This is a genomic window from Acetobacter nitrogenifigens DSM 23921 = NBRC 105050 (genome assembly GCF_000429165.1).
Taxonomy (GTDB): domain Bacteria; phylum Pseudomonadota; class Alphaproteobacteria; order Acetobacterales; family Acetobacteraceae; genus Acetobacter; species Acetobacter nitrogenifigens.
In genome coordinates, this window is record NZ_AUBI01000022.1 from 18,274 (window position 1) to 44,445 (window position 26,172).

At 57.8% G+C, this 26,172-nt stretch carries 26 protein-coding genes and 3 pseudogenes; 14 read left to right on the forward strand and 15 right to left on the reverse strand.

Annotated elements, in window-relative coordinates; genetic code table 11:
• Window positions 1-98: 98 nt before the first annotated feature.
• From G442_RS26270 to G442_RS0116825, 4 genes and pseudogenes are all read right to left on the reverse strand, one after another.
• Window positions 99-305, reverse strand: a pseudogene (locus tag G442_RS26270) (IS5/IS1182 family transposase); the annotation flags it as partial.
• A 226-nt stretch (window positions 306-531) separates the two neighbouring features.
• Entirely contained in the window at window positions 532-1,842 is a 1,311-nt protein-coding gene (locus G442_RS0116815; RefSeq protein WP_026398916.1) for an MFS transporter, read from the reverse strand.
• Window positions 1,843-1,915: 73 nt separating this feature from the next.
• Entirely contained in the window at window positions 1,916-3,613 is a 1,698-nt protein-coding gene (locus G442_RS0116820) for an alpha-keto acid decarboxylase family protein (RefSeq protein WP_026398917.1), read from the reverse strand.
• Window positions 3,614-3,646: 33 nt separating this feature from the next.
• Complete coding sequence (locus G442_RS0116825; RefSeq protein WP_051292474.1) at window positions 3,647-5,482, reverse strand: hypothetical protein; 1,836 nt, start codon at window positions 5,480-5,482, stop codon at window positions 3,647-3,649.
• Between the two features lie 146 nt (window positions 5,483-5,628).
• On the opposite strand from G442_RS0116825, the gene G442_RS25315 reads away from it, so the two are divergent.
• Window positions 5,629-5,784 (forward strand): hypothetical protein, encoded by a 156-nt coding sequence (locus tag G442_RS25315; RefSeq protein ID WP_154660403.1) that lies wholly within the window; start codon window positions 5,629-5,631, stop codon window positions 5,782-5,784.
• Between the two features lie 160 nt (window positions 5,785-5,944).
• Window positions 5,945-6,331, forward strand: coding sequence for a transposase (locus G442_RS26595; protein WP_146882609.1), 387 nt, complete (start codon window positions 5,945-5,947; stop codon window positions 6,329-6,331).
• A gap of 84 nt (window positions 6,332-6,415) precedes the next feature.
• Here the strand turns inward: G442_RS26595 and G442_RS0116840 are convergent, their stop codons facing one another.
• From G442_RS0116840 to G442_RS0116855, 3 genes are all read right to left on the reverse strand, one after another.
• On the reverse strand, window positions 6,416-7,303 hold the full coding sequence (locus G442_RS0116840) for a hypothetical protein (protein WP_026398919.1): 888 nt from the start codon (window positions 7,301-7,303) through the stop codon (window positions 6,416-6,418).
• 98 nt (window positions 7,304-7,401) lie between these two features.
• Window positions 7,402-8,544: an FAD-dependent oxidoreductase gene (locus G442_RS0116845; RefSeq protein ID WP_026398920.1), complete on the reverse strand. Its 1,143-nt coding sequence runs from the start codon at window positions 8,542-8,544 to the stop codon at window positions 7,402-7,404.
• Window positions 8,545-8,969: 425 nt separating this feature from the next.
• On the reverse strand, window positions 8,970-9,839 hold the full coding sequence (locus G442_RS0116855) for an alpha/beta fold hydrolase (protein ID WP_026398921.1): 870 nt from the start codon (window positions 9,837-9,839) through the stop codon (window positions 8,970-8,972).
• Between the two features lie 86 nt (window positions 9,840-9,925).
• On the opposite strand from G442_RS0116855, the gene G442_RS0116860 reads away from it, so the two are divergent.
• Window positions 9,926-10,288, forward strand: a complete 363-nt coding sequence (locus G442_RS0116860; protein WP_026398922.1) for a winged helix-turn-helix transcriptional regulator — start codon at window positions 9,926-9,928, stop codon at window positions 10,286-10,288.
• 123 nt (window positions 10,289-10,411) lie between these two features.
• On the opposite strand, the gene G442_RS0116865 is transcribed toward G442_RS0116860, so the two are convergent.
• Window positions 10,412-10,780, reverse strand: coding sequence for a hypothetical protein (locus G442_RS0116865; RefSeq protein ID WP_026398923.1), 369 nt, complete (start codon window positions 10,778-10,780; stop codon window positions 10,412-10,414).
• A gap of 25 nt (window positions 10,781-10,805) precedes the next feature.
• The gene (locus G442_RS0116870; RefSeq protein WP_026398924.1) at window positions 10,806-11,711 is read right to left on the reverse strand and encodes an SDR family oxidoreductase; all 906 of its coding nucleotides are present in this window, start codon (window positions 11,709-11,711) and stop codon (window positions 10,806-10,808) included.
• Window positions 11,712-11,867: 156 nt separating this feature from the next.
• Between G442_RS0116870 and G442_RS25945 the strand changes: the two genes are divergently transcribed.
• The 6 genes from G442_RS25945 (at window position 11,868) to G442_RS23030 (ending at window position 15,682) form a co-directional block, all read left to right on the forward strand.
• A complete protein-coding gene (locus G442_RS25945) occupies window positions 11,868-12,245 on the forward strand; it encodes a LysR family transcriptional regulator (RefSeq protein WP_211229166.1) in 378 nt (125 codons plus the stop codon).
• Entirely contained in the window at window positions 12,199-12,798 is a 600-nt protein-coding gene (locus G442_RS23025) for a LysR substrate-binding domain-containing protein (protein WP_211229167.1), read from the forward strand. The genes G442_RS25945 and G442_RS23025 overlap by 47 nt, the downstream gene beginning before the upstream one ends.
• Window positions 12,799-12,997: 199 nt before the next feature.
• Window positions 12,998-13,450, forward strand: a complete 453-nt coding sequence (locus G442_RS0116880) for a MarR family winged helix-turn-helix transcriptional regulator (protein ID WP_035376833.1) — start codon at window positions 12,998-13,000, stop codon at window positions 13,448-13,450.
• A gap of 57 nt (window positions 13,451-13,507) precedes the next feature.
• Window positions 13,508-14,074 (forward strand): cysteine hydrolase family protein, encoded by a 567-nt coding sequence (locus G442_RS0116885; protein ID WP_026398926.1) that lies wholly within the window; start codon window positions 13,508-13,510, stop codon window positions 14,072-14,074.
• Window position 14,075: 1 nt separating this feature from the next.
• Window positions 14,076-14,405 carry a hypothetical protein gene (locus tag G442_RS0116890; RefSeq protein ID WP_026398927.1) on the forward strand — a complete coding sequence of 110 codons (330 nt, stop codon included), beginning with the start codon at window positions 14,076-14,078 and terminating at the stop codon, window positions 14,403-14,405.
• 5 nt (window positions 14,406-14,410) lie between these two features.
• Window positions 14,411-15,682 carry an MFS transporter gene (locus tag G442_RS23030; RefSeq protein ID WP_371863421.1) on the forward strand — a complete coding sequence of 424 codons (1,272 nt, stop codon included), beginning with the start codon at window positions 14,411-14,413 and terminating at the stop codon, window positions 15,680-15,682.
• 182 nt (window positions 15,683-15,864) lie between these two features.
• On the opposite strand, the gene G442_RS25325 is transcribed toward G442_RS23030, so the two are convergent.
• The 3 genes and pseudogenes from G442_RS25325 to G442_RS0116905 form a co-directional block, all read right to left on the reverse strand.
• The gene (locus G442_RS25325; protein WP_154660404.1) at window positions 15,865-16,026 is read right to left on the reverse strand and encodes a hypothetical protein; all 162 of its coding nucleotides are present in this window, start codon (window positions 16,024-16,026) and stop codon (window positions 15,865-15,867) included.
• An 18-nt stretch (window positions 16,027-16,044) separates the two neighbouring features.
• Window positions 16,045-16,539 (reverse strand): annotated as a pseudogene (locus tag G442_RS23035) (SDR family oxidoreductase); the annotation flags it as partial.
• 235 nt (window positions 16,540-16,774) lie between these two features.
• Entirely contained in the window at window positions 16,775-17,410 is a 636-nt protein-coding gene (locus G442_RS0116905; RefSeq protein WP_026398928.1) for a TetR family transcriptional regulator, read from the reverse strand.
• Between the two features lie 503 nt (window positions 17,411-17,913).
• On the opposite strand from G442_RS0116905, the gene G442_RS0116910 reads away from it, so the two are divergent.
• Genes G442_RS0116910 through G442_RS0116925 form a run of 4 tightly spaced genes read left to right on the forward strand, consistent with a single transcriptional unit; the run spans window position 17,914 to window position 20,403 of the window.
• Window positions 17,914-18,597 (forward strand): O-methyltransferase, encoded by a 684-nt coding sequence (locus tag G442_RS0116910; protein ID WP_035376835.1) that lies wholly within the window; start codon window positions 17,914-17,916, stop codon window positions 18,595-18,597.
• Between the two features lie 25 nt (window positions 18,598-18,622).
• Window positions 18,623-19,486: an SDR family oxidoreductase gene (locus G442_RS0116915; RefSeq protein WP_026398930.1), complete on the forward strand. Its 864-nt coding sequence runs from the start codon at window positions 18,623-18,625 to the stop codon at window positions 19,484-19,486.
• 32 nt (window positions 19,487-19,518) lie between these two features.
• Window positions 19,519-19,914, forward strand: a complete 396-nt coding sequence (locus G442_RS0116920) for a darcynin family protein (RefSeq protein WP_026398931.1) — start codon at window positions 19,519-19,521, stop codon at window positions 19,912-19,914.
• 42 nt (window positions 19,915-19,956) lie between these two features.
• The gene (locus tag G442_RS0116925; protein WP_026398932.1) at window positions 19,957-20,403 is read left to right on the forward strand and encodes a GNAT family N-acetyltransferase; all 447 of its coding nucleotides are present in this window, start codon (window positions 19,957-19,959) and stop codon (window positions 20,401-20,403) included.
• Between the two features lie 221 nt (window positions 20,404-20,624).
• On the opposite strand, the gene G442_RS0116935 is transcribed toward G442_RS0116925, so the two are convergent.
• The gene (locus tag G442_RS0116935; RefSeq protein WP_026398933.1) at window positions 20,625-21,683 is read right to left on the reverse strand and encodes an IS110 family RNA-guided transposase; all 1,059 of its coding nucleotides are present in this window, start codon (window positions 21,681-21,683) and stop codon (window positions 20,625-20,627) included.
• Between the two features lie 232 nt (window positions 21,684-21,915).
• On the opposite strand from G442_RS0116935, the pseudogene G442_RS23040 reads away from it, so the two are divergent.
• Window positions 21,916-22,621: pseudogene (locus G442_RS23040) on the forward strand (IS6 family transposase).
• A 53-nt stretch (window positions 22,622-22,674) separates the two neighbouring features.
• On the opposite strand, the gene G442_RS0116945 reads toward G442_RS23040, so the two are convergent.
• Window positions 22,675-25,740, reverse strand: coding sequence for a glycosyl hydrolase (locus G442_RS0116945; protein ID WP_026398934.1), 3,066 nt, complete (start codon window positions 25,738-25,740; stop codon window positions 22,675-22,677).
• Between the two features lie 23 nt (window positions 25,741-25,763).
• A partial coding sequence (locus tag G442_RS25620; protein ID WP_026398935.1) for a Gfo/Idh/MocA family oxidoreductase occupies window positions 25,764-26,172 on the reverse strand: 409 nt, incomplete at its 5' end.

Sequence of the window (26,172 nt, forward strand, 5' to 3'; positions counted from 1 at the left end):
GGCTCTGATTATAAGCTTTTGGCGTGCTGATTGACGGTTCCTGGGGTCGCTTTCGATCTGCGTTTTGAACAGATCAGGGGCTGCCACCCGCAAGATTGCTACGCAGCGCTACTGATCTGTTCCAGGAAGAGAAAACGGCGCATGTTGTAGACGATATTGGCCAGGCCGATCCTCATCGTGGCCCGGGTGATACCGACAGTTCAGATGAACAATCCCATCTGTGATTTCTGATCAGCAAAGACATGCTCGACAAGCGAGCGGACCACCGACTTCCTCGCGTTGGACCGCTGGATATGGCGGGGCATGCCCCGAGACACTTGTCATCACATCAACCCCAAGACATAAAAAACGGGAACTCTCCTTTTGAGTGGATACAAAAAGGGGGGCACGTCAAGACACTTAAGCGTGGTTGCGGGGACACGGTCTGGCCGTTGCCGACATTCGTTATCAGCAGTCATCTAAGAGCGAAGGCTGGAGAATTTCACAATATGACCAAAAGGCAGTGATAGATTTCTTGGATTATACAAATCGTCACTCGGCCTTTTGCACAGCCCAGCCTGTTTCGCGTAGCGGAGATGAGAGGACGATCGCGATGACAATGCCGATGATCAGTGGCATGAAGGCGCGCCGATAATCCGCCATCGACAGGTCCACGCCCTTGTGCATGAGAGACGAGACCAGTGGCGACATGACCCCGGTTGTTCCAAACACGAGGAAGTTCATAACACCGGCCGCCGTTCCCTTGACCTCAGGCGGGTTAGCTTCTTTCATTGAAGAGAACGGAATCATAGCGGCGCCCGAGGCAATGCCCATGACCAGCGCCACCATGTATTTTGGCATTACACCGACCGGGACATACAGGGCGCACAAGCTGGCGGCCAGAAGAACCACCGCGCCACCGATCAGCACAGGTTTGCGACGTCCGATCTTGTCGGATATCCACCCCAACAGCGGGCAACCGATCACCCAGCCGATGGGCACCATCGACACGTCCGAAGCCGCAAACGCCATGCTGGTGTGTTCACCACCGCTCAGCATCGACGCCCCCCAGCCAAGCGCGCCAATGGTGGTCGGCACGAACAGCAGGCCGCCGATCAGGCCCGCGATCCAGCTTTGGGGGTTGGAGAAGATAATCCTGAACGGCTTGAGCAGGTTGGTCAGCGTGAAGTCACCGTGATGATGTGCGCTGTCTCCTTGGTCACGAGGCATAATGAACCACACGGCAACCGCCAAAATCAGACCAATGGCACTGAATCCAAGCCAGATATGCTCCCAGGAAAAATGGAACGAACCATTGGGATCAATGAGCATCCGCGTGGGTTTTGAGCCGAACGCCGCGCCTGCCATGCCTAGGCACTGCGTCAATCCCACGAACAGCGCAAGCGTGCGGGCCGGCAGATACCGGGCCGCGACATAGGAAGACCCCACAAAAGCGCAGATCGCGCCAATGGCCTGAATGACATAGCCCCCGACACCCGCCACGGCACTCCCTTGGGCGAAAATCAGGCAACCGACAGCCGTAATAACAATAAAGCTGGGAAAAATGGCGTGGGCGCCATACCGGTCGAGCAGCACACCGACTACCAGCGCCATCAGCGCATAGACGATATAGTAAGACGCAATCATCAGACCCAGATGGCTGCTTCCCCATGCGGCCGTCAGCTCGTGCTGCATGATGCCCGGGGCCGAGCGGATGGCATATTGATAGAAATAGAACAGCGCGCAGAGGAACCACGCCAGAACATAGAGCGGCTGGAGTTTCTGGGGCCCGGTCGGCGCGGCTTGTGCGCCCCCTGCCGCCGACGCGGAAAAAGCAGGCGCAGATAAAAGTGCAGGCGGCATGGAAGCTCCAGAACAATAAGAATATTCAGACAGACCGGGTAGCCGGCAGGCCACCCGTTGCGCGGAATAATGTTTAGTGCGCTGGCGGACGGGCATTGGCAGTCGCCACATGCCGCCCCCACGAGATCAGTTCGCTGGTGCAGTCATCGCGCGGAATGACACATTCAATCAGAACCGGACCGTCCTTATGCGCAAGTGCGGCTTTCACGGCCGCGTCCAGCTCGCCGATCGTGGTCGCGCGCAGACCTTTTCCCTTGCCGTCCTCGGCATTGAAACCCTCGACGACGGCCGCATAGTCCCAATTTTTGATATTATTGTAGGGACCGTCGTGAATCTCCACCTCGATCGTGTAACCGGCATTGTTGATCAGAAAGATGATAACCGGCAGCTTGCGCCGCACCATCTGCCCGACTTCCTGCGCAGTGAGCTGGAATGAACCATCACCGACCATCAAGATGTTGCGCCGCTCCGGCGTGGCGACAGCGTAGCCGAACATGGCAGGCACCGACCAGCCAATATGGCCCCACTGCATTTCGTATTCCACGCGAGCGCCACGGGGGAGTTTCGTGCGGGCCACGTTGAACCACGAGTCGCCCGTCTCGCCAAAGATCGTCGTTTCTGACGTCACAATGGATTGCAACGTGCGCTGTATGTGCTCACGGGTGAGCTTGCCGCCCTTTGCCGGTGCTTCCATGGTATTTTCCGCGACGCCGCCGCCGATACGGCGGTATTCGACCATCGTCGCGTCTTTCTTCGCCTTCCCGGCAAACTGCTTCGCCACACCGTCCAGAAGATCGCGCAGATGGATGGAGTCAAAAGCCAGATCAGCGACCTTCGTCACCTCCTTGTCCGCGTTCACCACGTTCGCGCCCTTCGGCCACTCGGTCCAGCCCTCTGTGGAGTAATCATTGAAAATACAGGCAAGCGCCAGAACGCCGTCGGCCCAGTTGAAGACGTCATTCACCTTGGGCGAACTGGCGCTTCCCCAGAATGTGCCGATGTAACCGGGATGATCCTCGGGGAAGAAGCTCTTGGCCGCGCCCATGGTGGCGACACTGCAGCCCAGCGCATCCGCCAGACGAATAGCGGCCTCTTCCGCGCCCGCCGCACGCAGCTTGCTGCCAATCAGGATGACCGGTTTTTCCTTTTTCTCGATGAACTCAGCTACGGCCTTCACGGCCGCCTTGAGCGTATCCGCATCGGATGGCGCATCGGAGACGACGGCGCTGATCGGCCCGGGCGCACGGCAGGACTGTCCTGACACGTTGCACGCAATCTCGATATAGGCCGGCTTCTTCTCCCTCAACGCCGTCCGGATAACGTAGTCGATCTTTTCGGGCGCATCTTCTGCGGAGGTAATGGAAACTGCGGCGCAGGTGAGTTCCTTTGCGATGCGGAGCTGATACCCGTAATCGGTGGTGCCGATCGTATGATGAAGGATATGACCGCTGCCGTGATCGTTGGAGTTGGGCGCACCCGAAACCAGAATGACCGGCAGATTTTCCGCATAGGCCCCGCCAATGGCATTCAGCGCGGAGAGGGCGCCGACACTGAACGTAACAACCGCCGCCGCCGCGCCATTGGCCCGCGCATATCCTTCCGCCGAAAAACCGCAGTTCAGTTCATTGGAGCAGTAAACCTGCTCACACTCTCTGTTCTTCAGAAGCTGGTCGAGTAAAACGAGATTGTAATCACCCGCCACGGCGAAGTGATGCTTCAGTCCGATCTGCGCGAAGCGTTCTGCGAGATAGGTGCCTACTGTATAAGACATGCTGGTCTCTCCGGTATTGCGTATAGGTTTCTGTTATTGAAAGGGAAGATATCGGAATGTGACATAGACTGTATTACCCGATGTCGTCGGGTAGACACTGTTGCCCATGCCGTCATTGCCTCGAAAGGCAAATTTCCGGATATAGGTATACTGGACTCCGCCCATGACGCTGCCCCACTGGCCATCGAGGAAATGCCACCACCCGCCGGTCGTAAACGAGGCCAGTGTCCGCGTCTGCGCGTTGCAGGTCCCGAATTCGATGTCGCAACCGCCGAGATTCTGGTCGGAAACACCATAACCGTACTGGTGACCGTCGGCCGCCGTATAACGGCGCCGCCCGGCTGTCTCTACACCCCCATAAGCGTACAGCAGCACGGATTTACGGGGATGCCCAATCAGCCCCAACGCCCCACGCAACTCGGGAATCGGCGTGAGCTGCCCACGACTGTTGAAGGTGGTATCCGGCAAAAGTGAAGGCCCGTAACGGCCAATGCCCTCACCTGCGATGACATTCCCCGCGAGCTGGAGCTTCGGCGTGCCTAGCGGAACAGTCATGGCGCCACCCACACCACCACCGAATTGTGTGTCCTTATGAGTATGGCTCGCCCCGGGAGACTGGATGACGGAGCGAAACCAGCGCGCAAGCCCAAATACCTCGTAATGACCGATTGAAGTATCGATGGCGCCCTTCAGGACGATATCCGGAACCGGATTGTCCGTGTACTGTGTCTCAGGGTTGAGCAGGACACCGCCGCTATTGGAATAATAAACACGCGGCCCTTCGCTCTCGGCGCCCACGGCTGGCAACCTGCCGCCGGATGTCATGGAGGAGGAATAGGAAACCGTTGCCTGCGGGTCCTCGATGGAGAGTGCTAGCCAGTATTTCTGCCCCCAGTCCTTACCGATCCGGATCTGGGGCACGCGGGTGAATGTAATGCCGGGGATCTGGTTATTGTCGGTGACGGCGGGGAGTTGCTCGTTTCTGGGCAGAACGCCCTTCGCATACGCGGTCGTCAGGCTCCAGGCCTGCCCCATCAGCAGGTGAAAGCCCCAGTCCTTCTGCGTAAATGTAAAATAGCCCTGCCGCAGGCGCGGCGTATAGCCATTGACCTGCACGCTATTGGTCGTTCCACCCGCCCCCCCGAAATCGGACTCAATATAGGCTTGCAGGCGCGTTGAAGGGGTGGGGTTCGCTTCGAGCAGGGTGGAGAGACGACTGAGCTGGGACGAAAGACGCTCTTCGCTCAACCCGTGGTTGGGACTGTTGGCATAAGGAAAATTGTTCCATGCGGTGGCAGGACCACTGGTCATGTTCGAGTCGCGCCATATATTTGAAAGTTCCAGAAAACCACCAATCTTGACTGAAATGTTTCCGATACTGAACACGGGCGGCAAACGGTCCACGTCAGTCTGGGTAATGGCCAGAGGACTGGACGAGCTGAGATCCATTCCCTGCCTTTCAGAGGCAGACGCTGGCTGTCCCGAACTCATGTCCGCCGGGAAAGAACCGCCCATATGGAAAAATGGGGATGGTATCTTCGCATCATGAAACGCAATGTCCGACTTGGATGGCGTCATGTTTCTCGAGACCATCCGAGACGACGCAGTCTTCGCTCCTGATGACGTGCGGATGGTTCGCTCGGGCGAGGGCAGCCGTCCCCTTCCTTGCGACTGTCGTTCATGTCGGCGATTTTCAATCGCCAAAACGCGCCCCTCCAACTGACGGATCTGCGCCTTAATGGCAGCCAAATCGTCATCGTCATCGGCATGGGCGACATTTCCCGCACCAACGGTCAAACCTGATCCGACGCAGAATACAAGAACAGCGCGTATTAAGTCTTGCGGGGATAGGTATACGGAAGGCTTCATTCATTGATGTTTATCGACATGGCAGTGGTATGAACTTGATCTACGTCAAATCATTGTTAAAATATATTTTATTATTTTTTGCAACATCCCGTTGCCTACGGCACAGGCGATGTCACGTGTACCCTGTCCTGTGATAAACAGGGCCGATGAACGACACATTAGTGAAGGTGCTGTCACGTTCACTGGCGTGGGGTATTGGAAGGCGCTTGAGTGATTTTTCAGGCGGGGAGAGCGATCGCGCTATTCCATTGGGCGAACGCTCTCAGGCGGTGCAGATGTCGGGCGATGGCGTAGTCGACTGAGGCTGGTGGAACGAAGGCGTTACGCACAGCGGAGAAGACTGCGACGAAGCGCTGACAGCGTCCCGGTGCTGGAAACCGTCGCATAGCGCGTTTGGACTTGTGACGATTTTGTGCCGGTGCACTGAGCATTTTATGCTCGCATCAGGAGAGGCACGGAATCATGGCTGTGACACACACAGAAGAATTTCGCCGTGAGGCGGTAAGGATTGCCTTAAGCAGCGGTTTGTCACGGAGCCGCGTGGCGGCGGATCTGGGGATTGGCAAATCGACATTGGGACACTGGATTTCGCAGTATCGGACGGTCGAACTGCCAGTGCCTGAACTGCTGGCGGATCTCCCCGGTGAGACAGAAGAACTCATCGGGGATCGTGGTTATGACAGCAATAAAATCAGGCAGTCTCTCGCAGACCGGAAGATCGCCGTCTGTATTCCGCCGAAGAAGAACCGGAAATCAAAACCATTTTACAACTGGCATCTGTATAAGCAGCGTCACCTGATCGAAAATATGTTCGCAAAGCTGAAAGACTGGCGGCGCGTGGCTACCTGATATGATCGCTGTGCTCATACATTCATGTCCGCAATCAACATCGCCGGAAGCTTCATCTTCTATCTCAAAGAATAAGTCCTGAGCCTAGATGGCATTTACTTCAGCTTCTGATTTGTGCGGCGTGGCAACATGTACACTGGCGTAATGCCATGTTAATCCAGAGAGAAGAGCCAATACTGTTGCCTCGAACAAAAACTGACTCTCACTCAACACGGCCTCCCCTAGAGGCGAACTCGAAAAAGGAGCATAGAGAAACCACCGCAGCGCCACACCATCCATGAATAGAACAATAATCACGAATTGAGCCAGTCGCACCAGGATACGCTTCGAAAGCCTGTCCCACACAAGAGCCGCCATGATGACCGTTGCGACAGCCGGTTCAAGATAACTGACATATGCCGGAACCAGGACATTCCATCCGTACGGGATTGAATAAACATCTTTATGACCCAGGTAAGATAGCGAACTCAATAGCGGGCTGGAAACAGACTCCACCAAAGGAGCCACTGCGAAATGAACAAAAAATCCAATGGCCGCGCCAGCGACAGGCCATACCCACCGCCCCTGAGCCAACTCCCCTGAAAAGACAACCAAGGCGGCCGACGTGAACAAAAGAAACAGGCCGGGAAGCGCCTGTAGTATTGGATACAGCCATGCTGTGGTTACGACACCATTCATAATGATCCCGCGTACTGTCTCGTGCTCCATTGCTGTCAACGCAAACAGCGCGACAGTGGACAATATAAGCCCACCTTTGCCCAGCACAGGGCGAGCCAGCCCGTAAAAAGCACATGTCGCCGTAATCGCACTGATTTCGATCAGCATGTGGGTCCATACTGGGGTTGATCTTGTATCAGGGAAGCTAACCCCCAGCACCTGCAACATCACCACATGAATACTTAGCGCACACGCTCCTGAAATCACGACGCCAGGAAGGAGAGTTTTCCACTTTGTCGCCGGCATCACATCCATTCTCATTTCACACCTCAAAATCTACTGATGTGGTCTTTTTTGAAATCAGACGTATTAGTCTGATAAATAACACAATGATGACAGATGCCATCTATAAATCACTCATTGCAACCCTTGTTCCTTCCATTCGAGAGTAAGAAACTGGCCAGCACGTCTGGAGCCTCATCTCCAAGCATCATTGACAGCATTTCATAAGCGCCCGCAGCTGCCTTTTGACTCCGGGGAAACATCGCCTGCTCATATTCCGCTATCGCCTCGTCCGGGTCGTTCACGTGAAGGATGATGGCGTTTGCAAGTTCCGCACCGTCCAGCAGGGCAAGGTTGGCGCCTTCTCCAGCCGGAGGCGCGAGATGAGCCGCATCACCTAACAATGTCACGCCGGAACTGCGTGCCCAATGATGATTAATAGGCAACCCGTATAACTTGCGTAAAACCGGCGCCGCCGTGCCGTCCAGAATCAAGGATAAACAGCCAGCCGGCCAGCCTGCGAATTCAGACGCCAGACGCGCCCGCACTGCGGAAGAATCATCAAAATCAATCCGAGCAAGCCAGTCCAGAGAACGCTTCAGGGCAACGTACGCGTGCAAGACGCCATTCGGTTCCCGGTGTACGAAGATACCCTGCCTCGGCGCGGGCACCATCAGGCTTCCGCTTCCGACAATTCGTGCGGCTAGTGAATGCTGCGCATCAACGTTCTCCAGCCAGGTTTCTACGAAGGAGACGCCGGTATAGACAGGTTGTGCTTCAGACAATACGGGCCTGACTCTGGACCATGCCCCATCTGCTCCGACAAGGAGACGACTGACGCAGGTCGATGCATCAGCAAAAGTCAATTTATGCTGTCCGTCTCCCAAAGGGGTGACGTTTTCGAGTTTTTTCCCCCACCTGATCGTCCCAGCCGGCAACGATTCCAGCAAAATTCGCCGCAAATCCCCGCGCAGCACCTCAGGCCGACTGCCGCCCCCGTTGTCATGGGCTTCAAACAGGACGACTCCGTCCTGTCTGAGCACACGCGTCGCTTCCGCTCCGTGATGAACGATCGCGCGAAATTCTTCCATCAAGCCTGCCGCGGCGAGCGCGAACTGCCCGTCGTGCTCGTGAATGTCAAGTTGACCTCCCTGTACACGAGCGTCAGCCGACGCTTCAGCCTCGAACACCGTCGCGCTGACACCATGGAGGTGAAGAATACGGGCCAGAACGAGTCCTCCCAGCCCTGCGCCGACAATCGTTACTTCCGACATATCTCTGTGTCTCACGTGTTAAAATGAGGTTCAAATTCATAGTTATTGAACAAAACGCGATGTTTTCAAAGTAAAATTGTTGTCGAGCACGAAAAAGAAACTGTTTGGCAACGCCATAATCTTTCGAAAGCACGAATCTTACTTTGTCAGACTCGGAACTTTCGAAGCCGGAGGCAAAACAGCACTCATGCTTCGCTTCGCGTCCCTCCAAACCTTACGCGAGGCATCTACTAGCATGTCGCCGATAAACAGGATCTCCTTATTGGCGCAATCGACCGCATCATTACCCCAACGCATGCCCGCATCGAAGAGACTTGCGATTCAGAAAAAGGCTGCCCGAATCTTCGGCCCAGACATATTCGACACGCACAAGGGTCATTTCGATTGGGCTCGCCGAAGCAGGATGCCTTACGGTCGGATTTGCATCATCTTGATCCGACGTCGATCCGCCCCATGAAGTCGACGACATACCCGGCAATCTCCTGATGATGGGTCTCCAACGCGAAGTGGCCTGTGTCGAGAAAATGTATCTCCGCGTCCGGCAGATCGGAGCGGTAGGCGAGCGCGCCCGCCGGCAAAAAGGCGGGGTCATACCGCCCCCATACCGCCAGGAGCGGTGGACGATGCGCCCGGAAATAGGCGTGAAAATCTGGGTAGAGTGCGACGTTACTCCGATAATCAAGGATCAGATCCAACTGAATTTCCTCAACACCCGGGCGCGCCATATAAGCGATATCGAGTTCATAGCCATCGGGCGACAATAGAGTCGGATCAGCGCCCGTTCCATACTGCCAGTTGCGGATCGTGTCCGACGAAAGCGATGCACGGCACGCTGCGCGGCTGGCATCGCTGGGGTCTGCCCAATAGGCTCGCCACGACGCCCACTGGTCGCTGAATCCTTCCATATAAGCATTGCCGTTTTGGGAGATGATTGCGACTACCCGTTCCGGGTGGCGCATGGCAAGCCGCAGGCCAATCGGCGCTCCGTAGTCAAAAATGTAAAGCGTATAGCGCGTTATGTGTAACGCCTCGACGAAGCCACTCAACACGTTGGCCAGATTGTCAAAACTGTAAGCAAACCGTTCACGCGGCGGCGCGTGTGTCTGGCCAAAACCGGGAAGATCGGGCGCGATAACGCGGTATCGGTCCGACAAGAGCGGGATCAGATCCCGGAACATATGGCTGGCGGTGGGAAAGCCATGCAGCAGCAGGAGCACTGGCGCGTCTTTCGGACCTGCCTCCCTGTAGAAAATGCTCACATCGCCTACTTGTTGCCAGTGATAGTGAGCCTGCATCAATCCACTCCTCCTGAGCGACATCCTTGATGACGACCACATAGGTCCCCACATACTGATAGGCAATTACATACCTGGGAGTAAGTATGTCTGAATTTCCATCAACTACGATCACAGCAGCAGACGTCATGAAGGCCGACTGCCGCGCGCGAACACTGCTGGCACTACTCGCAGAGAAATGGGCGCTCCTCATCATCGAAGCGCTCAGCAAAGGGCCCCGTCGCACAAGCGCGCTCAAGCGACAAATCGGCGGCATCTCGGAAAAAATGCTGGTCCAGACCTTACGGCGTCTTGAGAAGGTTGGTCTCGTGGAACGCTACGACTTTCGCGAAGTGCCGCCCCGTGTGGAATATTCGCTGACCGAGCGCGGCCACTCGCTCAGTCCGATCATCGTCTCGCTGGATCGATGGGTCGAGCGACATGCATTCGACATACTGCCAGAGGCATGATCAGGACGGGTACATAGCCTGCACGGGTGGGCCGTCCGTCGTTTGATCGCGCTCCATCCCCTCGTCGGAAATCACTTAAAGAGGTTCACCAGCGGCTTTCGTTTCTATCCCCCACCAGTCCGTTTATGATGATTGAGGCGAGGGAATACTGCCGGGTTGTGTTCCGGCACAGTTTTTTTCAGCTTGAACGCGCTGGACAGCCTCCTGCTTTCCTTTTTCCCTGGACAAAATACCCGCGACGTCACTACCGGACAATTCCGAGAGCGGCACTGCAAGAAAAATCATGCTCCACGTATCTGTTTTGTGAGCAAGCCTTTGCCTGTCAGAAAGCGTACTCACAACATCCTTTTCCTTAAACTCATCCGTGGCCAACTGTGCGCACGATTCCCGCGAATACCTATTATCTGAAATATATTCAGACTTTACGCGTTGCGGGCTGGGCGCGCAGGCGCTCAGGATTAGAAGAGCAACAATAATAGTCGCTTTGCTCAATTTTTCCTCCATCTCTTCGAAGCCATCACGTGCTCAACGCTTTGACTGACGGATCGAAATAGGATGACAATTCCAGATCGGCGAGCAGGTCGTTTTCAACAGGCTTCCACCCCAGTCGTTCGCGCGTTAATCGGCTTGAAGCCAGCACGTCAGCCATGACGAACCGCCCGAGCCACCCGAACTGATTTTCTGCTTCGTCAACCGGAATACTGCGAACCGGTGCCTCTAGCCCCCTGCCGATCGCTTCAGCTATAGCGCGAAAGGCGACGCCTTCGTCCTGCACCGCGTTGAAACGCTGATCGGGTTCGCCTCTTTCCAGAGCATCGCAAAACAACCGCGCCGCGTCATTTCGATGAACGGCGGGCCATCGGTTCGCGCCGTCTCCGACATAGGTTGACACGCCGGTACGGCGCGCCGCAGCGATAGCGGCCGGCACGAAGGCCGTATCACCTTTTCCATGAACCGAAGGCGGAAGCCGTATGACGCCCGTCCGCACTCCGGTTTCGCTGAAACGCAGAAACCGCTCGGACGCGCCCCGCGGGATTGCAGGGCTGGCCGCCTGATCCTCTGTCGCGATCTGGCCCGGCGGAACCACCGCAGTGCTGGACGTCGCGATCAGAGGCTTGCCCGTGCCGCCCAGCGTCTCGGCCATCGCATCGAGCAGCGCTCCGTCGTCTGCGCAATTCTGCATATAGGTCGAGAAATCGTGGTTGAACGCCGTGTGAATAGCCCCGTCGACCGACGCCAGAGCAGCCAGCACACTCGCAGGATCATCAATACTGCCACGATGAATCTGCGCCCCTTTTGCCCGCAGGTTATCGGCAGAAGTTTCGCTGCGTGCGAACCCGACGACGACGTGGCTCCGACGAAGCAGTTCATCGACGATGGATGAACCTATGAACCCGGTAGCTCCGGTGACGAAGACTTTCATGAGCGACTTTCTCCAAGAGCGACTCCGGCCCCGTCGTTCGCAGTCGCCAGCTTTCTGATCGCTTCAGTCCCGCAGAACTTAGAGCGGCCCTTTTCATGTTTCCAATGGATATTTATTATGTAGCATTATCCTTATATCGAATAACGGGGCGTTACGGTGCTTGAGCACATCGACCTGAACCTGCTGGTTGTTTTCGAAGCGTTGATGGTCGAGCGCAACGTGACGCGGGCCGGAGCCCGGCTCGGGCGCTCGCAACCGGCGACGAGCGCGGCGCTGGCGCGGCTGCGCGCCCTCATGGCGGACGATCTCTTCGTGCGTGGAGCGGACGGGTTGCGGGTTGCAACCGACGCCGCGCGCGCTGGATCTTGCTGGCCCGATCGGAGAGGCGCTGTCCTCCATACGGCGCAGCCTGCCGCCCGTGCAGGGGTTCGAACCCGCGACCTCCGTCGCGTCACTGACCATCGGCATGACGGACTTTCCAGCCTCCATGCTTATGCCCAAGATCGTCGCGGAGATGCGGACGCAAGCCCCTAACATGACGCTCAAGTTTCGGACATTCATCGGCCGTAACGACGCGGTGGCCCTTCTTGATGCAGGGCAGGTCGACATGACCATCAGCGTTCCACCAGACCCGGCCGCGCGAATCCTGTACCGCCCCGTTTTCTCAGAGACTTTCGCCTGCGTCGTGCGTCATGACCATCCAGCCGCCGGTCGTCTGGACCTGCGGACATTCGCGGACCTCCCGCATCTTCTCGTCTCGCCGGAAAACGAAAGCTACGGCTTCGTCGACGCCGCCCTCTCCCGGGTCGGCCTCAAACGCTTCATCGCCCTGACGGTCCCCCAGTTGTTCGCCGTTCCGGCCATCGTCGCCGCGTCTGACCTGATCGCCACAGTACCACGCGGCGCACTTGCGGACGGGACCGCGCCCCTTTGCTTGCTCGTGCCGCCGCTCGAGCTTGATCCTTTGCCGTTCGTCCTGTGCTGGCATCGCCGAAATGACGGTCACCCTGTGCAGGAATGGGCGCGCAACAGCATCGTGGCGTTGACGTCGCCCCGCGATCCGATCTCCACAGCCGGGGTACGCTGAACCTCGCGGCACGGGACGATACCCCGCGCGGCGACACATCGGTATGCAGTGCGGCGGCGACAGTTCCACTTCTATTCGCAAGCACAAAAGCTCTACGCGACCGACCCGAAGAGAAGACCCGACGATCTGCAACGATTGTTCGTAAAATTATATACAGTTTAACTGGACAGTTTGACTGTTCATATGGCAAACGCTCCTCATGAGCAATCCGCTGAACCACCAAATCGTCGAGCCGGCCGCCGCTCTGGCGCAAGACCTGCGAGCCCTCGTCAGCAAACTCAAGAGACGCCTGCGTGAGCAGGCGCATGTCGGAGATCTGACCCCCTCCCAGGCGTCCGCGTTGCTCCGCCTGGAGAAGGAAGGACCATCCACGACGTCGAACCTCGCACGCGCCGAAGGCATGCGCCCTCAATCCATGGCGGCAGTCGTCACGGCGCTGGAGGCTGCAGGCTTTGTTACGGGCGAACCGGACCCGACAGATGGACGCCAGACGCTGCTTTCGCTCACCCCCTCATGCCGCACATGGATCGAGGAAGGCCGAGCGGCCCGCCAGGACTGGCTGGCCAGCAAGTTGGCGACGCATCTTTCGTCGGAAGAATTGTCCGACGCCGCAAAAATCGTTGGATTGCTCAAGCGCCTTGCCGATGAGTGACAGCATCGCGCTTAACCCTGGACGCACGCCAACCAGTTTTTCAACAAAGGACCACCCATGCCGCTGACCGCTTTGGACCCCAAAACCGCTCTGCTGGTCGTCGATCTCCAGAAGGGCGTCCTCAACGCCCCCTTCATCACTCCCCTCGGCGACGTCATCAAGCAGACGCGCTTGCTGATTGACGCGTTCCGAAAGCACGGTCTGCCGATCGTGCTGATCAACGTCGCGGGCGGCGCGCCCGGGCGCACCGAACAGCCACGCCGCCATGACGGTCCGTTCGCCGCCGACTTCACCGATTTCCTGCCCGAACTCGACCGGCTCCCCGAGGACATCGTTGTCACCAAGAAAACCTGGGGCGCCTTCGCCAGCACCGATCTTGAGAAACGTTTGAAGGGCCTGGGCGTAACCCAGGTCGTTCTGACTGGAGTGGCGACCGGAACAGGCGTGGAAGCGACCGCACGGCAGGCTTACGAGGCAGGGTTCAACGTCACGCTCGCGCGCGACGCCATGACCGACGTCCGGCCGGATGGCCACGAATACAGCATAAATACTGTGTTCCCACGCCTAGGAGAAACCGGAGACGCGCAGCAGATCGTGGATCTCCTGTCATCAAGGAGCGCGTGACATGTCCTGGCTCGCTTTGTTTTCGTATTTTTTCGGTGGCGTCTTCGTGACGAACGCGATTCCGCACGTGGTCAGCGGTCTTATGGGGCGCGCGTTCCAGAGTCCTTTCGCCACACCGCCGGGAGAGGGCCTGTCATCCTCTGCCGTCAATGTGCTCTGGGGATTTTTCAACATCCTCGTCAGCTATGTGCTCCTCAGCCGCGTTGGCGCCTTCACGTTGAACGACGCACGCGACGCCGCCGCTTTTGGCCTCGGCGCGCTCATCATCTCCTTGCTCCTCGCTAGCCATTTCGGCCGCATCAACGGGGGAGCGCGACCGCCACGGAAGTGAAATCCTTGTCCTTGGGACCCTTCCGGTCACTGCGAAGCGTCAGCTACCGGATCTGGGCCGCCGGCGCCCTCGTCTCCAATATAGGCGCGTGGGTTCAGCGCACGGCCCAAGACTGGCTGGTCCTGACGCAGTTGACCCATCATAACGCCTCGGCAGTCGGAGAGACGATGGCCCTGCAACTTGGCCCCCAGCTGCTCCTGCTCCCCTGGACCGGCGTTGCCGCCGATCGCTTCAACCAGCGCAAGATGCTGATGCTCACTCAGGCGACCATGGGTGGACTCTCCCTTGCGCTCGGCCTGCTCACTGTCACTGGCGTCGTCACGCTCTGGCAGGTCTATGCTTTCGCGTTTCTGTTTGGCTCCGTCGCGGCCTTCGACGCTCCGGCGCGACAGGTCTTTGTCGCCGAACTGGTCGACGATGAAGACCTCCATAACGCGGTGGCGCTCAACTCAACGTCGTTCAACGCAGCGCGGATGATCGGACCAGCGGTCTCAGGGCTCGTCATCGCCTGGCTCGGGACGGGGTGGGCGTTCGTGGGCAATGGTCTCTCTTTCATCGCGGTGCTGGCTTCCCTCGCCTTCCTGCGCGCTTCCGAACTCCGCCAGGCTACCAGAACCCGCATTGCCAGAAGCGGCTTCATGGAGGGGCTCCGCTACGTGGGAGGACGCCCCGACCTAAAGGCAATCCTGATCATGCTCGCCCTGATCGGGACGTTCGGCCTGAATTTTCCGATTTTCATTTCAACCATGGCGGTCGGTGTGTTTCATGTCGACGCTGGCGGCTACGGCCTGCTGTCGTCGATCATGGCGATTGGCGCGATGGCGGGTGCACTGCTAGGCGCCAGCCGGGACAAACCTTCGTTCACCTCCCTGCTGAGCGGCTCCGCGCTGTTCGGCGCAGGTTGCGCCCTCGCCGCAATCGCCCCGGATTACTGGCTGTTCGCGGCCTGTCTCGTCGTCATCGGCGGCGCGTCGCTAACGTTCACCACGACCACCAACAGCCTGATGCAGCTCTCGACCACGCCCGCCATGCGCGGACGGGTCATGGCCCTGCGCGTGGGCGTGGCTCTCGGGGGGACGCCAGTCGGAGCGCCAATCATAGGGTGGCTGGCCGACCACTGCGGACCGCGATGGGCTCTCGGGATTGGTGCGCTCTCTGGCTTTCTCGCGTCAATCGTCGCGATGCGCGCCCGGACGGGCCAGCCGCCTGATCCCCGCTCCGGTTCCGCATCAGAGCGTGCCAGAACAGATAAGATCACGATAAGGGACGAACGGTGATCTCGACCCTTAGTTCCTACGCAACGATGAAATCTCAATTTACGGGCTTTAATGAGCCGCGCTATCCAAAACCCTCGCCACCATCAAAAAGAATTCCGCCCAAACAAAGTTTCTTGAGCGAGCGTCCGGCTCCATAGAGCCCTGCGCGTTACAAACTCTCATTTCTAATGACATGAAGTATTTCAATTAAACCCGAACGCTGGCGGAAACTGCGCATCTCTCTGCGCAGTTGGTCCGATAACGATGTCCCCGACATCCTCATTGGGCGCCCGGGCAATGGCGAAGGCGAAGGCGAAGGCAATCGCTTCCGCAATTACATATGCTGGAATGGCGATTTCTTTCATCGCGGCTACTCCATGCTCTCACATGGCCGTATTCGTCATGAACGAGGGCAGTTCGGTCTGCACGCAACCAGAAGAGACGCCCTTCATTCTGATTGACGGACCAGCCTCCTGGGCAGCCCTTCTGAAATTGTCCTGACCGCGTTTTTCGACCCGGCACAGATTGACATTGTCGGAACGATTCGAAGGCCTATCTGTTGATAGAGTATTGAAGAAATGCCCCAAAGCCTGCCGACGAAAAACAGGCAAAGCTGCGACGATCCCGAAGAGAAAGCCCTCGATGTTAACATCGATCGTCGCTTCCCAATCCTCAACGCAAAGATCGTCGAACAGTGAAATTGGGGCGATGCCGGCGCTATTGATCAGAACGTCAAGCTTGCCGGGTTGATCAAGCGCGAGAATGACCAGTCCAGCCACGTCAATAACGCGATACAACGCCGCGCCCCCTTCTGCAATGATGCTTTCAACGAGCGCCTCCAGTCTGTCGTCGCGTCTGGCGCCCAGCACAACGATCGCCCCTTCTTCGCAAGAAGCCGCACCGTGGCTTCACGTATGCCGCGGCTTGCACCGGTGACTGCGATATCCATGGTGATTCGACCCTGCGGAACGCGCGATATCGTAAGCCATTGACCCAATGTTACCGAGAGACAGCGGCAGCCACAGCTTCCGATTTTCTTGCCCCGAAATGGCGCTTTCTCCTGAACGTTGTCCAATCGCTACGACACACACACACCAATCCAGATTAGCTGAATTACGCCTCTCTGGCGATCCTGCCGAGATAGGCGCAGAACATGTCGGCCATCGCATTTGCATAGGCTTCCACGTCGGCAGCCGTACGAGTCGTTTCGGAAAAATCTTTTCCGACCGCACTGAAAGTCGTCGTGATCAGATCGGCCGCCAGGTCCCGTACCGTGTCCGGCGCATTCGGCAGAACTTCCATCATGAAACGCTGGAAAACACGTTCCCCCTCCGCCCGGGCGCTGGCGGCCTCGGGAGCGTCACGATAAAGAGGCGCCGCATCGTTAAGCGCCACGCGGACAGACGCCTCCGCGCATTCAGAGCGCAGAAACGCAAGAACCAGCGCGCGCAGACGTTCAAGCGGCGGGCGCCCGACATCCTCGAGGATGTTGCGGAGCATCTCGCTCGTCCGACGCCATTCGTCGGTCTGCAGCCGGAACAGGATCGCGGCCTTATTCGGAAAATACTGGTAGAGTGAGCCGATACTGACGCCAGCCTTCTCGGCGACGCGCGCGGTCGTAAAACGTGGTGCGCCTTCTTTCGCCAGAACCTGAGCCGCTGCCTCCAGAATCGTGGAGACGAGTTCGGCTGAGCGAGCCTGACTGGGCCGTTTGCGGACTGAAATCTTAAGTGTGCGGCGTTCGCTCATCTAATCGCGCTCATGCAAATGATCGGGTCGACGGATTAGTCGTATTTCCATTCCACCACAAGGTGCTGCAATCGCCGCCAAGCTACGAGCGACGCCGAATCCTTCACACGCAGAGCGACGCACGGCCTGCCCCCGACGGGAGACGGCAATGGGCGAAAGCATGCTGGCGTCAGGTCTTGGGGCGTTGATCGTCGCATCCTCAACCCCCAGTCTCGGCAGGCCTTAGCGACAGGTCAAACCGTATCAGTCGCGATCCCTGATGAGACCACATGAAGGCAGGCGCCTCCGATGGGCTGAAATATGAGCCCATCGCCAAATGGCGGCTAGTCGTAGCGTGATTCTCTTGCCCGCTCCTGATGTTTTTTTAAAGGAAAATCAGCGCCTTTGCGTAAGGCTCCACGGAGCAGAGATAATGCGAATAGCTGATGCGACGAATTCATCGTATTTTCGTGGTGCGCTGGAAAAGCGCGAAAATGTCCTGAAGCCCTGAGCGGAGACATGCCATGGCCCCCCTAACGACATCCGACAACATCACCACACTGACCAGCACTTCCGTAGGCCCTCTGCTTGACCGTCTGTTCGCGCAGGCCGACGCAGCCACGAGCCCTGCCGTCAAGGATTTACCCCGCGACGAATTAATGAGGCTCGCTGGGAGCAAGACTGAATACCGGACATTCTACGGTCTTGCAAAAGACCTCTGGCTGCCCGTTTCGCGTGACACAGGAAAGCTGCTTTACATGCTGGCACGCGCTACATGGGCTAAGAATATTGTTGAGTTCGGCACGTCGTTTGGGATCTCTACCGTCCACCTCGCCAGCGCCCTGCGCGATAATGGCGGAGGCAGGCTGATCACCACGGAATTCGAACCCTCCAAGGTAGCCCGCGCCAAAGAGCATCTTAAGGAAGCCGAACTGGCCGATCTCGTTGAGTTCCGCGAGGGCGACGCGCTGATTACCTTGGCGAATGATCTGCCCGACATCATCGACCTCGTGCTGCTCGACGGCGCCAAGCCTCTTTACGCCGATATTCTCGCCCTTCTGGAACCCCGGCTGGAAGCGGGCGCGCTGATCGTCGCCGATAACGCCGATCGTTGCCCCGACTATCTGGCGCGCGTGCGCTCCACCGCGGCCGGATATCTATCCGTGCCTTTCGCCGCCGACGTTGAATTGTCAGTAAGGCTGAACTGAACGTCATTTTTCGGAGAAAACAATCATGCATGTATTCGTAACAGGGGCCACTGGCTGGGTCGGATCAGCCATCGTCGAGGACCTGATCGGCGCAGGCCACCAGGTCACTGGGCTGGCCCGGTCCGACGACAAGGCGGCTTTGCTCACCGCAACCGGCGCCCAGGTCGTGCGCGGCACGCTCGACGACGAGACCTTGCTGCAACAGACGGCCTCAAACGCCGACGCAGTGATCCACACAGCGTTTAACCACGATTTTTCAAAATTCCTGGAAAACGTCGCGCAGGACCAGCGCGTAATCGAAACGCTGGGCGGCGCGCTCGCCGGGTCAGACCGCCCACTGATCGTCACCTCCGGCCTTTCGGGCCTGCCCGCAGGCGCAGTAGAAACAGACGAGCCGAACCCTGCCTCTCCCCGCAAGTCGGAAAACGCGGCGAAGGCGCTCCGTGCACGCGGCGTCCGTGCGGCGACGGTCAGACTCGCGCCGTCCGTCCATGGCGTCGGCGATCACGGTTTCATCCCGATCCTCGTTCGGCTGGCGCGTCAGACGGGCGTATCCGCCTATATCGGCGACGGGAGGAATGAATGGTCGGGCGTGCATCGGCTGGACGCCGCTAAGGTCTATCGCCTTGTCCTCGAACAGGGCGTGACCGAACCTGTCTACCACGCCGTCGCCGATGACGCGGCGCCGTTCAAGGGCATTGCTGAAACCATCGGCCGCCAGCTTGCTCTGCCGGTCGTCTCAAGGGAGCGCGAGCATTTCGGCTGGTTCGCAAACATGGCGGGCGGGAACATGGCCGCGTCGAGTGAACGAACGCGTGCACTGCTTGGCTGGAATCCGGTTGGCCCGTCCCTGCTGACAGATATCGACCAACCTGACTACTACACCTGACCCCGGACTGTGCCCCATAAAGGAAAAATCCCATGAGCGATCTCGGCTCACAATACGACCTTGCAACCAACCCCATGACCATCTTCTGGCTGATCAAGACGACGCCGGAATGGCTGGAGCTTCCGCCACATGGCGATAACGGGCGTTTCGCATTCGGCAAGAACGTCCTGGACCCCATTCTGGACCGTTACTCGGGCGCTATAATGACTTTTTACGATGCCGAGGCGTTTACGGCCGATTGCACAGACGTGATGGTGTGGACCGTAACGAGCCTCAAGGACTATAATGGCGTGGTTAATGATCTGCGGGAAACGAAATTCTGGAGTCATTACTTCACGATCGAGAAAATCATTCCGGCGATCGAAAACGAATACGCCAAGCATTATGAAACCGCAATTCATGGGCAGTCTGCGCAGTCCGCAACCTGAGGCGCGAGTGCGTGGACACGCCAGAATGTGGAGCCATACGCGATGATTAGACAAGCGGTAACGGAAGACGTATCCGAAATCAGGGATTGTGCGGTGAAGGCTTACAGACGTTACGTTTCCTTGATCGGGCAGAAACCTGCACCTATGATTGCGGACTTCGCGAAGCAGATCGCAGACGGCTCTGTTTATGTCGCGGCAGACGGAGATGGCATACTTCAAGGATTTATCGTATTTTATCCGGAAAACGGTAGTATTTTTCTGGAAAACGTCGCTGTCATGCCTCATGCGGCAGGACATGGCATTGGTAAATCGCTTATTTTTTTCTGCGAAGATCAGGCTAGACAACTAGGTTTCAATGCAGTGACTCTTTACACAAACGAAAAGATGATCGAAAATATTCTGATCTATCTCAAGCTCGGTTATGTCGAGACAGGCCGCCGCACCGAACACGGATTCAAACGTATATTTTTTGAAAAATCACTCTTATGATCAATTTTTTCCTGAGCACAGGCTCCAACGGCGTTTTCGAGGCCGCCTATCGAAACTGCACGGATTTTATTCACACCCTTTAACCGACATTTGACTCGGAAAATTCATTTCCGGGATGCCTCAGACACCCGCCGATCGAGACATATCCTTTCACTCTACAATTTCCACACGAAAGATACGTTCACGAACCAGACTCGGCGGCGCTGAAGCTCCTATATTCGTCAAGTGGCCAATCCAGCTACCTTGGGTTGACATAAGGCATTGAAGATTTCACGCACGATGTATCGCTTGAGGCATCGGATGATCTCGCTCTTGGTCTTTCCTTCTGCGGTGCGCTTTGCGACGTAAGCCAAGGTTGGTGGGTGGTTGCGCATTCTGACGATCGCGACACGATAGAGAGCGGCATTGGCCTGCCTGTTACCGCCCCGGTTCAGCCGAAAGCGATTTGTCCTGCCGCTTGATGCGGGGATCGGGCAGACCCCGCACAGACGTGCAAGAGCGGCCTCCGATTTGATACGGGTGGGATCATCACCGATCAGGATCAGCATGTCCACAAGGGTCATCGTGGCGATACCGTGTGCCGCGTGCAGTCCGGCAGCCTTGCCTGCAACCAGGGTGTCGAGTTCCCGATCGAGGGCTGCGATTTCGTCATGGAGGAACAGCCATCGCCGGGCCAGGGAGCGCATGGCCGGTTTCGTCGATGAAATCAACGTTCTTTCCTTCCCGATCCGGAATGCGGCAATGAGACGAATGAGCGCCATCCTGCCGCGACATTGCCCGAGCGCTTCCCGTAACGGCGCCGGAGCGGTGATCATGAGCGATTTCAGCGTCACCATGGCCTGTGAGCGACTTTTAACTGCCGTATCACGCACGATCTTGATCTGGCGGATCATCTCCACAGCTCCAGTGTGGGGTTTGGGAACGGCGGTGGCCTGGCCGTTCAGGACGGAGCGTGCAGCGCCCTCAGCGTCGAGATGATCGTTTTTGCCGTGTCGGCCACGGACCAGACGATTGGGCCGGCTGACTTCGATCACCCGGTGACCGTGGTCAAGCAACAGGCGTGACAGCGCGGTCCCATACGAGCCGGTTCCTTCAATGCCGAAGGCTTCGACCTTACCGAAGGTCAGCGCCCAATGTTCCAGTTCGAGATAGCCAGGCAGAGTGGCTGCGACGGATCGGCTTCCCAAAGTCGCTCCCCGACTGTCGAGGGCCACGGCAACGTGCGTGTCCTTGTGGGTGTCCACGCCAATAACGATCGCCTGGATCAATTGCGATGTCATGAAGGGCCTCCTTGCGAAAAAGAGCACCCGCACGCCGGACGAAGAGGACAGGACTGTGAGGGGACGAACCCGCCAGGCTCCTATCAGGTCACATCCCCATCCGGCGCCCGGGACGGACCGACAACCGACACATCAGCACCAGGGCACGAAGCCAGTCACATTAAGGGTCAGGGTGTCGGCCCGCGAAAACACACTCACAGTCACATTAACTTGGGGCTGTAGATTGCCCCGGATGAGCGCTCCCCCTGTCAGCTACAAACGTCACCGCTTTCCGCGTGAGTTGATTGCACATGCTGTGTGGCTGTATTTCCGATTTCCGCGTGAGTTTCAGGTTGATTGAGGAAATGCTGCTCGAAGGCGGGATTGTCGTGTCGTATGAGACGATCCGCCGCTGGGGCCTGAAGTTCGGAGCTGCATTTGCGCGCAGGCTGCGCCGCAGGCGCGCGGCTCCAGGCGACGTGCGGCGTCTCGACGAGGCCAGGATCTTGATCCGTGGTCAGGTTCACTGGCTGTGGCGAGCGGTCGATCAGGACGGCTACGTTCTCGATGAAATCCTGCAAAGACGACGTAACACGAAAGCGGCGAGGCGGGTGCTGACGCGGCTGCTCAAGAAGCAGGGCGCCAGACCAAAACGCATGATTACCGACAAACTGAAGTCATACGGAGCCGCCAGGCGTCAGCTTATGCCGTGCGTGGAACACCGATCTCATAAAGGCCTGAACAACCGCGCCGAAAACAGCCTCCCGCCTTTACGAAAACGTGGGCGGGTCATGCAGAAATTCCGTTCGCCAGGCGGATGCCAACGTTTCGTCGCAATCTTCTCCTCTGTCCGCAATCCCTTCGTCCCACCCGCCTCCACCGCCACCGCTCTTTCCCGCCATATCCATCGTATCAGGGCTTTCGCCCAATGGAACAACGCGACGGCTCTCCCCGCCTGAAAAATCCCTCAAACGCCTTCTAATACCCCACGCCAGTTAACGTGACAGCATCCCTAAAACGGCGTATATTCTGGATTTTCCATTTGGTTCTGGCCATAGCCTGAACGCAACAACACAGGTCCCAACAGACCAGATTTCAACAACCGGTCATGCGTGGACCATAACTTCCAGGTTGCAAAAGCCTCTCGTCCGGACGTGCGCGCCGTTTTCTGCTCAAGCCAGGCTGGCCAACGCACCAGTTTTTTGCCGAAGCCCGAGAATGGCCCGAAAGTCGCATCCTCCCAGACTGCGTCATCAGGGAGCGTTTCATCGCCGATCAACCGATTAGGCCACAGATTGGCGACAACGACGCTGACCTCGTTCCGGCCTTCCTTTACGAACCGCCCAATATCAATGACAAAGGGCGGCTTCCACACAATTCCCGCAGACTGTCCGTTCAGAAAAACCTGCGCTACAACGCATACATCTCCGAGGTCTAAAATTACGGGCGCACGCTCCGTCAGCCGCCCCGCAGGGATATCGACGTAACCCGTATATCGCGCCTCGCCAGCATAATATTTTATCGCAGGATCATGGTTTTCCGACCACGATTGCAAAGTCGGAAATAGCGCCGACTGCGGCGCGCCTCGACCGGAGATAAACTCCACGCGCCATGGTCCCTCGATTGCAATCGGAGGCGCCCCTTCCAGCATAGACGCCGGAGAGGTTGGCAACGACGACGCGCCCCGTTGCGGGAAAACTACAAACACTGACTCGTGCGCATCCAACGCTAACGACACCATGCTCTGATCGCCATTGCCCCTGGCCACAACGCCAACGCGCCTCGTCCCTGCTTCAGGCTCCCAAACCTCACACTTCCCGCGCGCACGGAATGAACAGACGGCATGCACCGGTCGATCCGTCCTGTTAGCGACAAAGAAAATATCGGTTCCGTCTTGCAGACGTCTATGCGCGCTATGAAAAAGCGTCCGATCTGGAGCCGTGAACGACGGCGCGACGCCCTCCCGGCGCAAAACCTCCTCAGCCGCCACTCCAGACACCACGCGTCCACGTCCGACCCGGCGATCCGTCTGGTCACGCCCTCCTGTTCCCCACAACGCCGTCACCAGTTCAGCGAGCCTCACATCGCATTTCGGGTATTGGCTCAGGCTGGGAGAACGCTCCGGCGGAGCACCGATCAGGGTCATCCCCTGTTCCACAAGTTCCAGTATCCTGGCCAGTGTCTCTGGCGTCATCATGCCGACGCCGCGCATGTTGGAACCGTACTCCGGCAAGACCAGGGCGAAATAGGTCTTGCCGTCAGGCAGCGTCAGACGTCCATCCTGAACGCTGACGCGTGACGTCAACGCCTGCGCAGGACAGCCGTCGTAGCGATAAATGCCCTCAAGCGGAGGAGATGGCGAGCGGATATCGACGTCCCGTCCAACAAAGCGGGAAGGCGCTCCCTCAGGCGTCAGGTAAAGCAGGTCGGCGACCGGTTTCCCCTGCTGCAACATGTAATGGCAACGGGTCAGATAGCCGTGCCAGGGACCGCTGTAAGACCACCATGTCTGCGTTCGCTCATAATGACACCCCCACGCCCCCATCGTCATCCCGGGAGCCAGATCAGGCCACGGCTGCATCGCATAACGATGAATGATGAGATGATTGACGCCGGTCGAAAACGCCCAGTCGGCCAGCGGCTTCATCGTCGCTGGGTGCGCCAGCCAGCGTTCGTCCGGCATTGCCGTAAACGCTTCCGCCGCAACCCGCGTCCGTCCATAGACATGCGCGGAAGACGTCATCGCCGCAACCCAGTCCCATGAACGATAGATATCCTTGAAAAAATCTCGACCATACCAGAATTCGGCCTGAGGAATCGTCGCCTGAGCCGCATAGACAAGCTGCTCCGTGGGATCTGCATCGTAGGCCTCAATCGACAGGCCCACCCCCATGCCCTCAAGAACCCTAGTCGCTTCCTCGGCATAATTCTCGATCACGAGATCTGAAATCGTTTTGCGGAAATCCCACAGGAATCGTTCGGTTCGGGACGTGTCGTTCACGACCCAGCCCGCCAGAGCGGGCAGCCACGGCAGCAGGTCATATCCCCGCAACCGCTGAAACTGGGCCTCGAATCCATCCGTCCAGTTCTGCGGTCCGACCTCCCAGCTATCGATGTGCGCTGCCGTCAAAACGTCCGGGACATACTTTTTATTGCGTTCAACAATTTTACCGAAAAATGCTTTGAGATGCGCCTGTATCGCACGCCTACTCAACTTGTCACATTCGAGGCCCAGTCCGCCTTTGGAGGCGGGATGGTTGGTGCGCCCTGTCGTCGTGTAGCCAAACCGCAGAATCCGCCACTGCTCCTTTCCATCCGGACGCCAGTCCAGAACGCCATTCACGTAATACCGCGTAACGTCCTTCACGGCCGACAGAGGCAGGCACACGTCTTGCGGGGCCTGCATCGGCTCCAGCGGAATGGGCGGTATGAAACGATCGTACCCGTCCGCCATGACAGAGGTCGAAAATCCAGCCTTGAATTTCAGATCCGGAATTATAGAACTCGCCGCGATCGAAGCCGGAACCGCCAATATGGCGATATCGCGATAAAAGCCCTGAACTGTCGTCGGCTGCGATAACTCCGTTCGCCCATCAGCCGGAAGAGATTGTGACGACCAGACAACTTTTTTCATCGCCAAATCTGGCGTGATCCACGGCCCGGCGCTTCCTGTCCAGCCATCCGAATCACTCATTTCGATCTGCATGCCCAATCGTGCAGCTTCGCGAACGGTATGATCAAAAAGATCATGCCAGAGTTCCGTGCCAAACTGAGCGTCGCCTGCAGGCACACCCGGATCGACATTCATGATCTGGACGCCGCCGACGCCGACCTTTCGCATGGCCTCGAGATCGGCCGTGACGCCGTCAGGCGTCACATTGCCGTTCACCCAGAACCAGACGACCCAAGGACGCATCACGCCGGGCGGAGCCCGGAAACCGTCTGCAATATCTTGCCAATAACCGCTTGGCGTGTGACCGGTCGTAGCCGCAGTTAGGACATACTGTCCTGACGGGCCAAGCGAAAACCCCGCGCAGCTTCCTCCTACGCCTGAGAGAAAGCGTCTCCGTTCCAGCATTATCTCGCCTTCTGATCGTCAGATTATATCGTGACCCAGATATTGCCGCTTTCAGCCGACGCCAGTGTCGCGTCGATGAACCGCATTCCCCGAACACCCGCCTCAAGTCCCAAAATCTGAGCTGTTTCCAAAGACGCGGACGAGCCTGCTGATCGTACCAAATCGGCCGCATCGCGATATAGCTGAGCGAACGCCTCGTAAAACCCCTCGGGGTGCCCCGTCGGCAGACTGCCCTCCCCGGGCTGTTCCCCTCGCCTCATCAGGCGTTCGCACCCGCCCGCGTCAGCCAGCACAAGATGATTCGGCGTCTCCTGAGCCCAGGACAACGCCCCCTTGTCGCCACAGATGCGCAAGGTCAAAGCATTACGGGCTCCCAGCGTGACCTGACTGCACCACAGCGAACCGGTAGCCCCATTTGCAAACCGAAGCAGC

Excerpts from the sequence above, each read along its gene's own strand:
- G442_RS0116890 (WP_026398927.1), top strand. The coding sequence starts at position 14,076 with ATGTCCTGGCTCGCTTTGTTTTCGTATTTTTTCGGTGGCGTCTTCGTG.
- G442_RS0116915 (WP_026398930.1), top strand. The coding sequence starts at position 18,623 with ATGCATGTATTCGTAACAGGGGCCACTGGCTGGGTCGGATCAGCCATC.
- G442_RS26595 (WP_146882609.1), top strand. The coding sequence starts at position 5,945 with ATGGCTGTGACACACACAGAAGAATTTCGCCGTGAGGCGGTAAGGATT.
- G442_RS0116840 (WP_026398919.1), bottom strand. The coding sequence starts at position 7,303 with ATGGATGTGATGCCGGCGACAAAGTGGAAAACTCTCCTTCCTGGCGTC.
- G442_RS0116825 (WP_051292474.1), bottom strand. The coding sequence starts at position 5,482 with ATGAAGCCTTCCGTATACCTATCCCCGCAAGACTTAATACGCGCTGTT.
- G442_RS0116920 (WP_026398931.1), top strand. The coding sequence starts at position 19,519 with ATGAGCGATCTCGGCTCACAATACGACCTTGCAACCAACCCCATGACC.
- G442_RS0116815 (WP_026398916.1), bottom strand. The coding sequence starts at position 1,842 with ATGCCGCCTGCACTTTTATCTGCGCCTGCTTTTTCCGCGTCGGCGGCA.
- G442_RS0116855 (WP_026398921.1), bottom strand. The coding sequence starts at position 9,839 with ATGCAGGCTCACTATCACTGGCAACAAGTAGGCGATGTGAGCATTTTC.
- G442_RS0116820 (WP_026398917.1), bottom strand. The coding sequence starts at position 3,613 with ATGTCTTATACAGTAGGCACCTATCTCGCAGAACGCTTCGCGCAGATC.
- G442_RS25325 (WP_154660404.1), bottom strand. The coding sequence starts at position 16,026 with ATGAAAGAAATCGCCATTCCAGCATATGTAATTGCGGAAGCGATTGCC.
- G442_RS0116935 (WP_026398933.1), bottom strand. The coding sequence starts at position 21,683 with ATGACATCGCAATTGATCCAGGCGATCGTTATTGGCGTGGACACCCAC.
- G442_RS0116910 (WP_035376835.1), top strand. The coding sequence starts at position 17,914 with ATGGCCCCCCTAACGACATCCGACAACATCACCACACTGACCAGCACT.
- G442_RS23025 (WP_211229167.1), top strand. The coding sequence starts at position 12,199 with ATGCTTATGCCCAAGATCGTCGCGGAGATGCGGACGCAAGCCCCTAAC.
- G442_RS0116905 (WP_026398928.1), bottom strand. The coding sequence starts at position 17,410 with ATGAGCGAACGCCGCACACTTAAGATTTCAGTCCGCAAACGGCCCAGT.
- G442_RS0116860 (WP_026398922.1), top strand. The coding sequence starts at position 9,926 with ATGTCTGAATTTCCATCAACTACGATCACAGCAGCAGACGTCATGAAG.
- G442_RS0116945 (WP_026398934.1), bottom strand. The coding sequence starts at position 25,740 with ATGCTGGAACGGAGACGCTTTCTCTCAGGCGTAGGAGGAAGCTGCGCG.
- G442_RS0116885 (WP_026398926.1), top strand. The coding sequence starts at position 13,508 with ATGCCGCTGACCGCTTTGGACCCCAAAACCGCTCTGCTGGTCGTCGAT.
- G442_RS0116845 (WP_026398920.1), bottom strand. The coding sequence starts at position 8,544 with ATGTCGGAAGTAACGATTGTCGGCGCAGGGCTGGGAGGACTCGTTCTG.
- G442_RS25315 (WP_154660403.1), top strand. The coding sequence starts at position 5,629 with ATGAACGACACATTAGTGAAGGTGCTGTCACGTTCACTGGCGTGGGGT.
- G442_RS0116880 (WP_035376833.1), top strand. The coding sequence starts at position 12,998 with ATGAGCAATCCGCTGAACCACCAAATCGTCGAGCCGGCCGCCGCTCTG.
- G442_RS0116870 (WP_026398924.1), bottom strand. The coding sequence starts at position 11,711 with ATGAAAGTCTTCGTCACCGGAGCTACCGGGTTCATAGGTTCATCCATC.
- G442_RS0116925 (WP_026398932.1), top strand. The coding sequence starts at position 19,957 with ATGATTAGACAAGCGGTAACGGAAGACGTATCCGAAATCAGGGATTGT.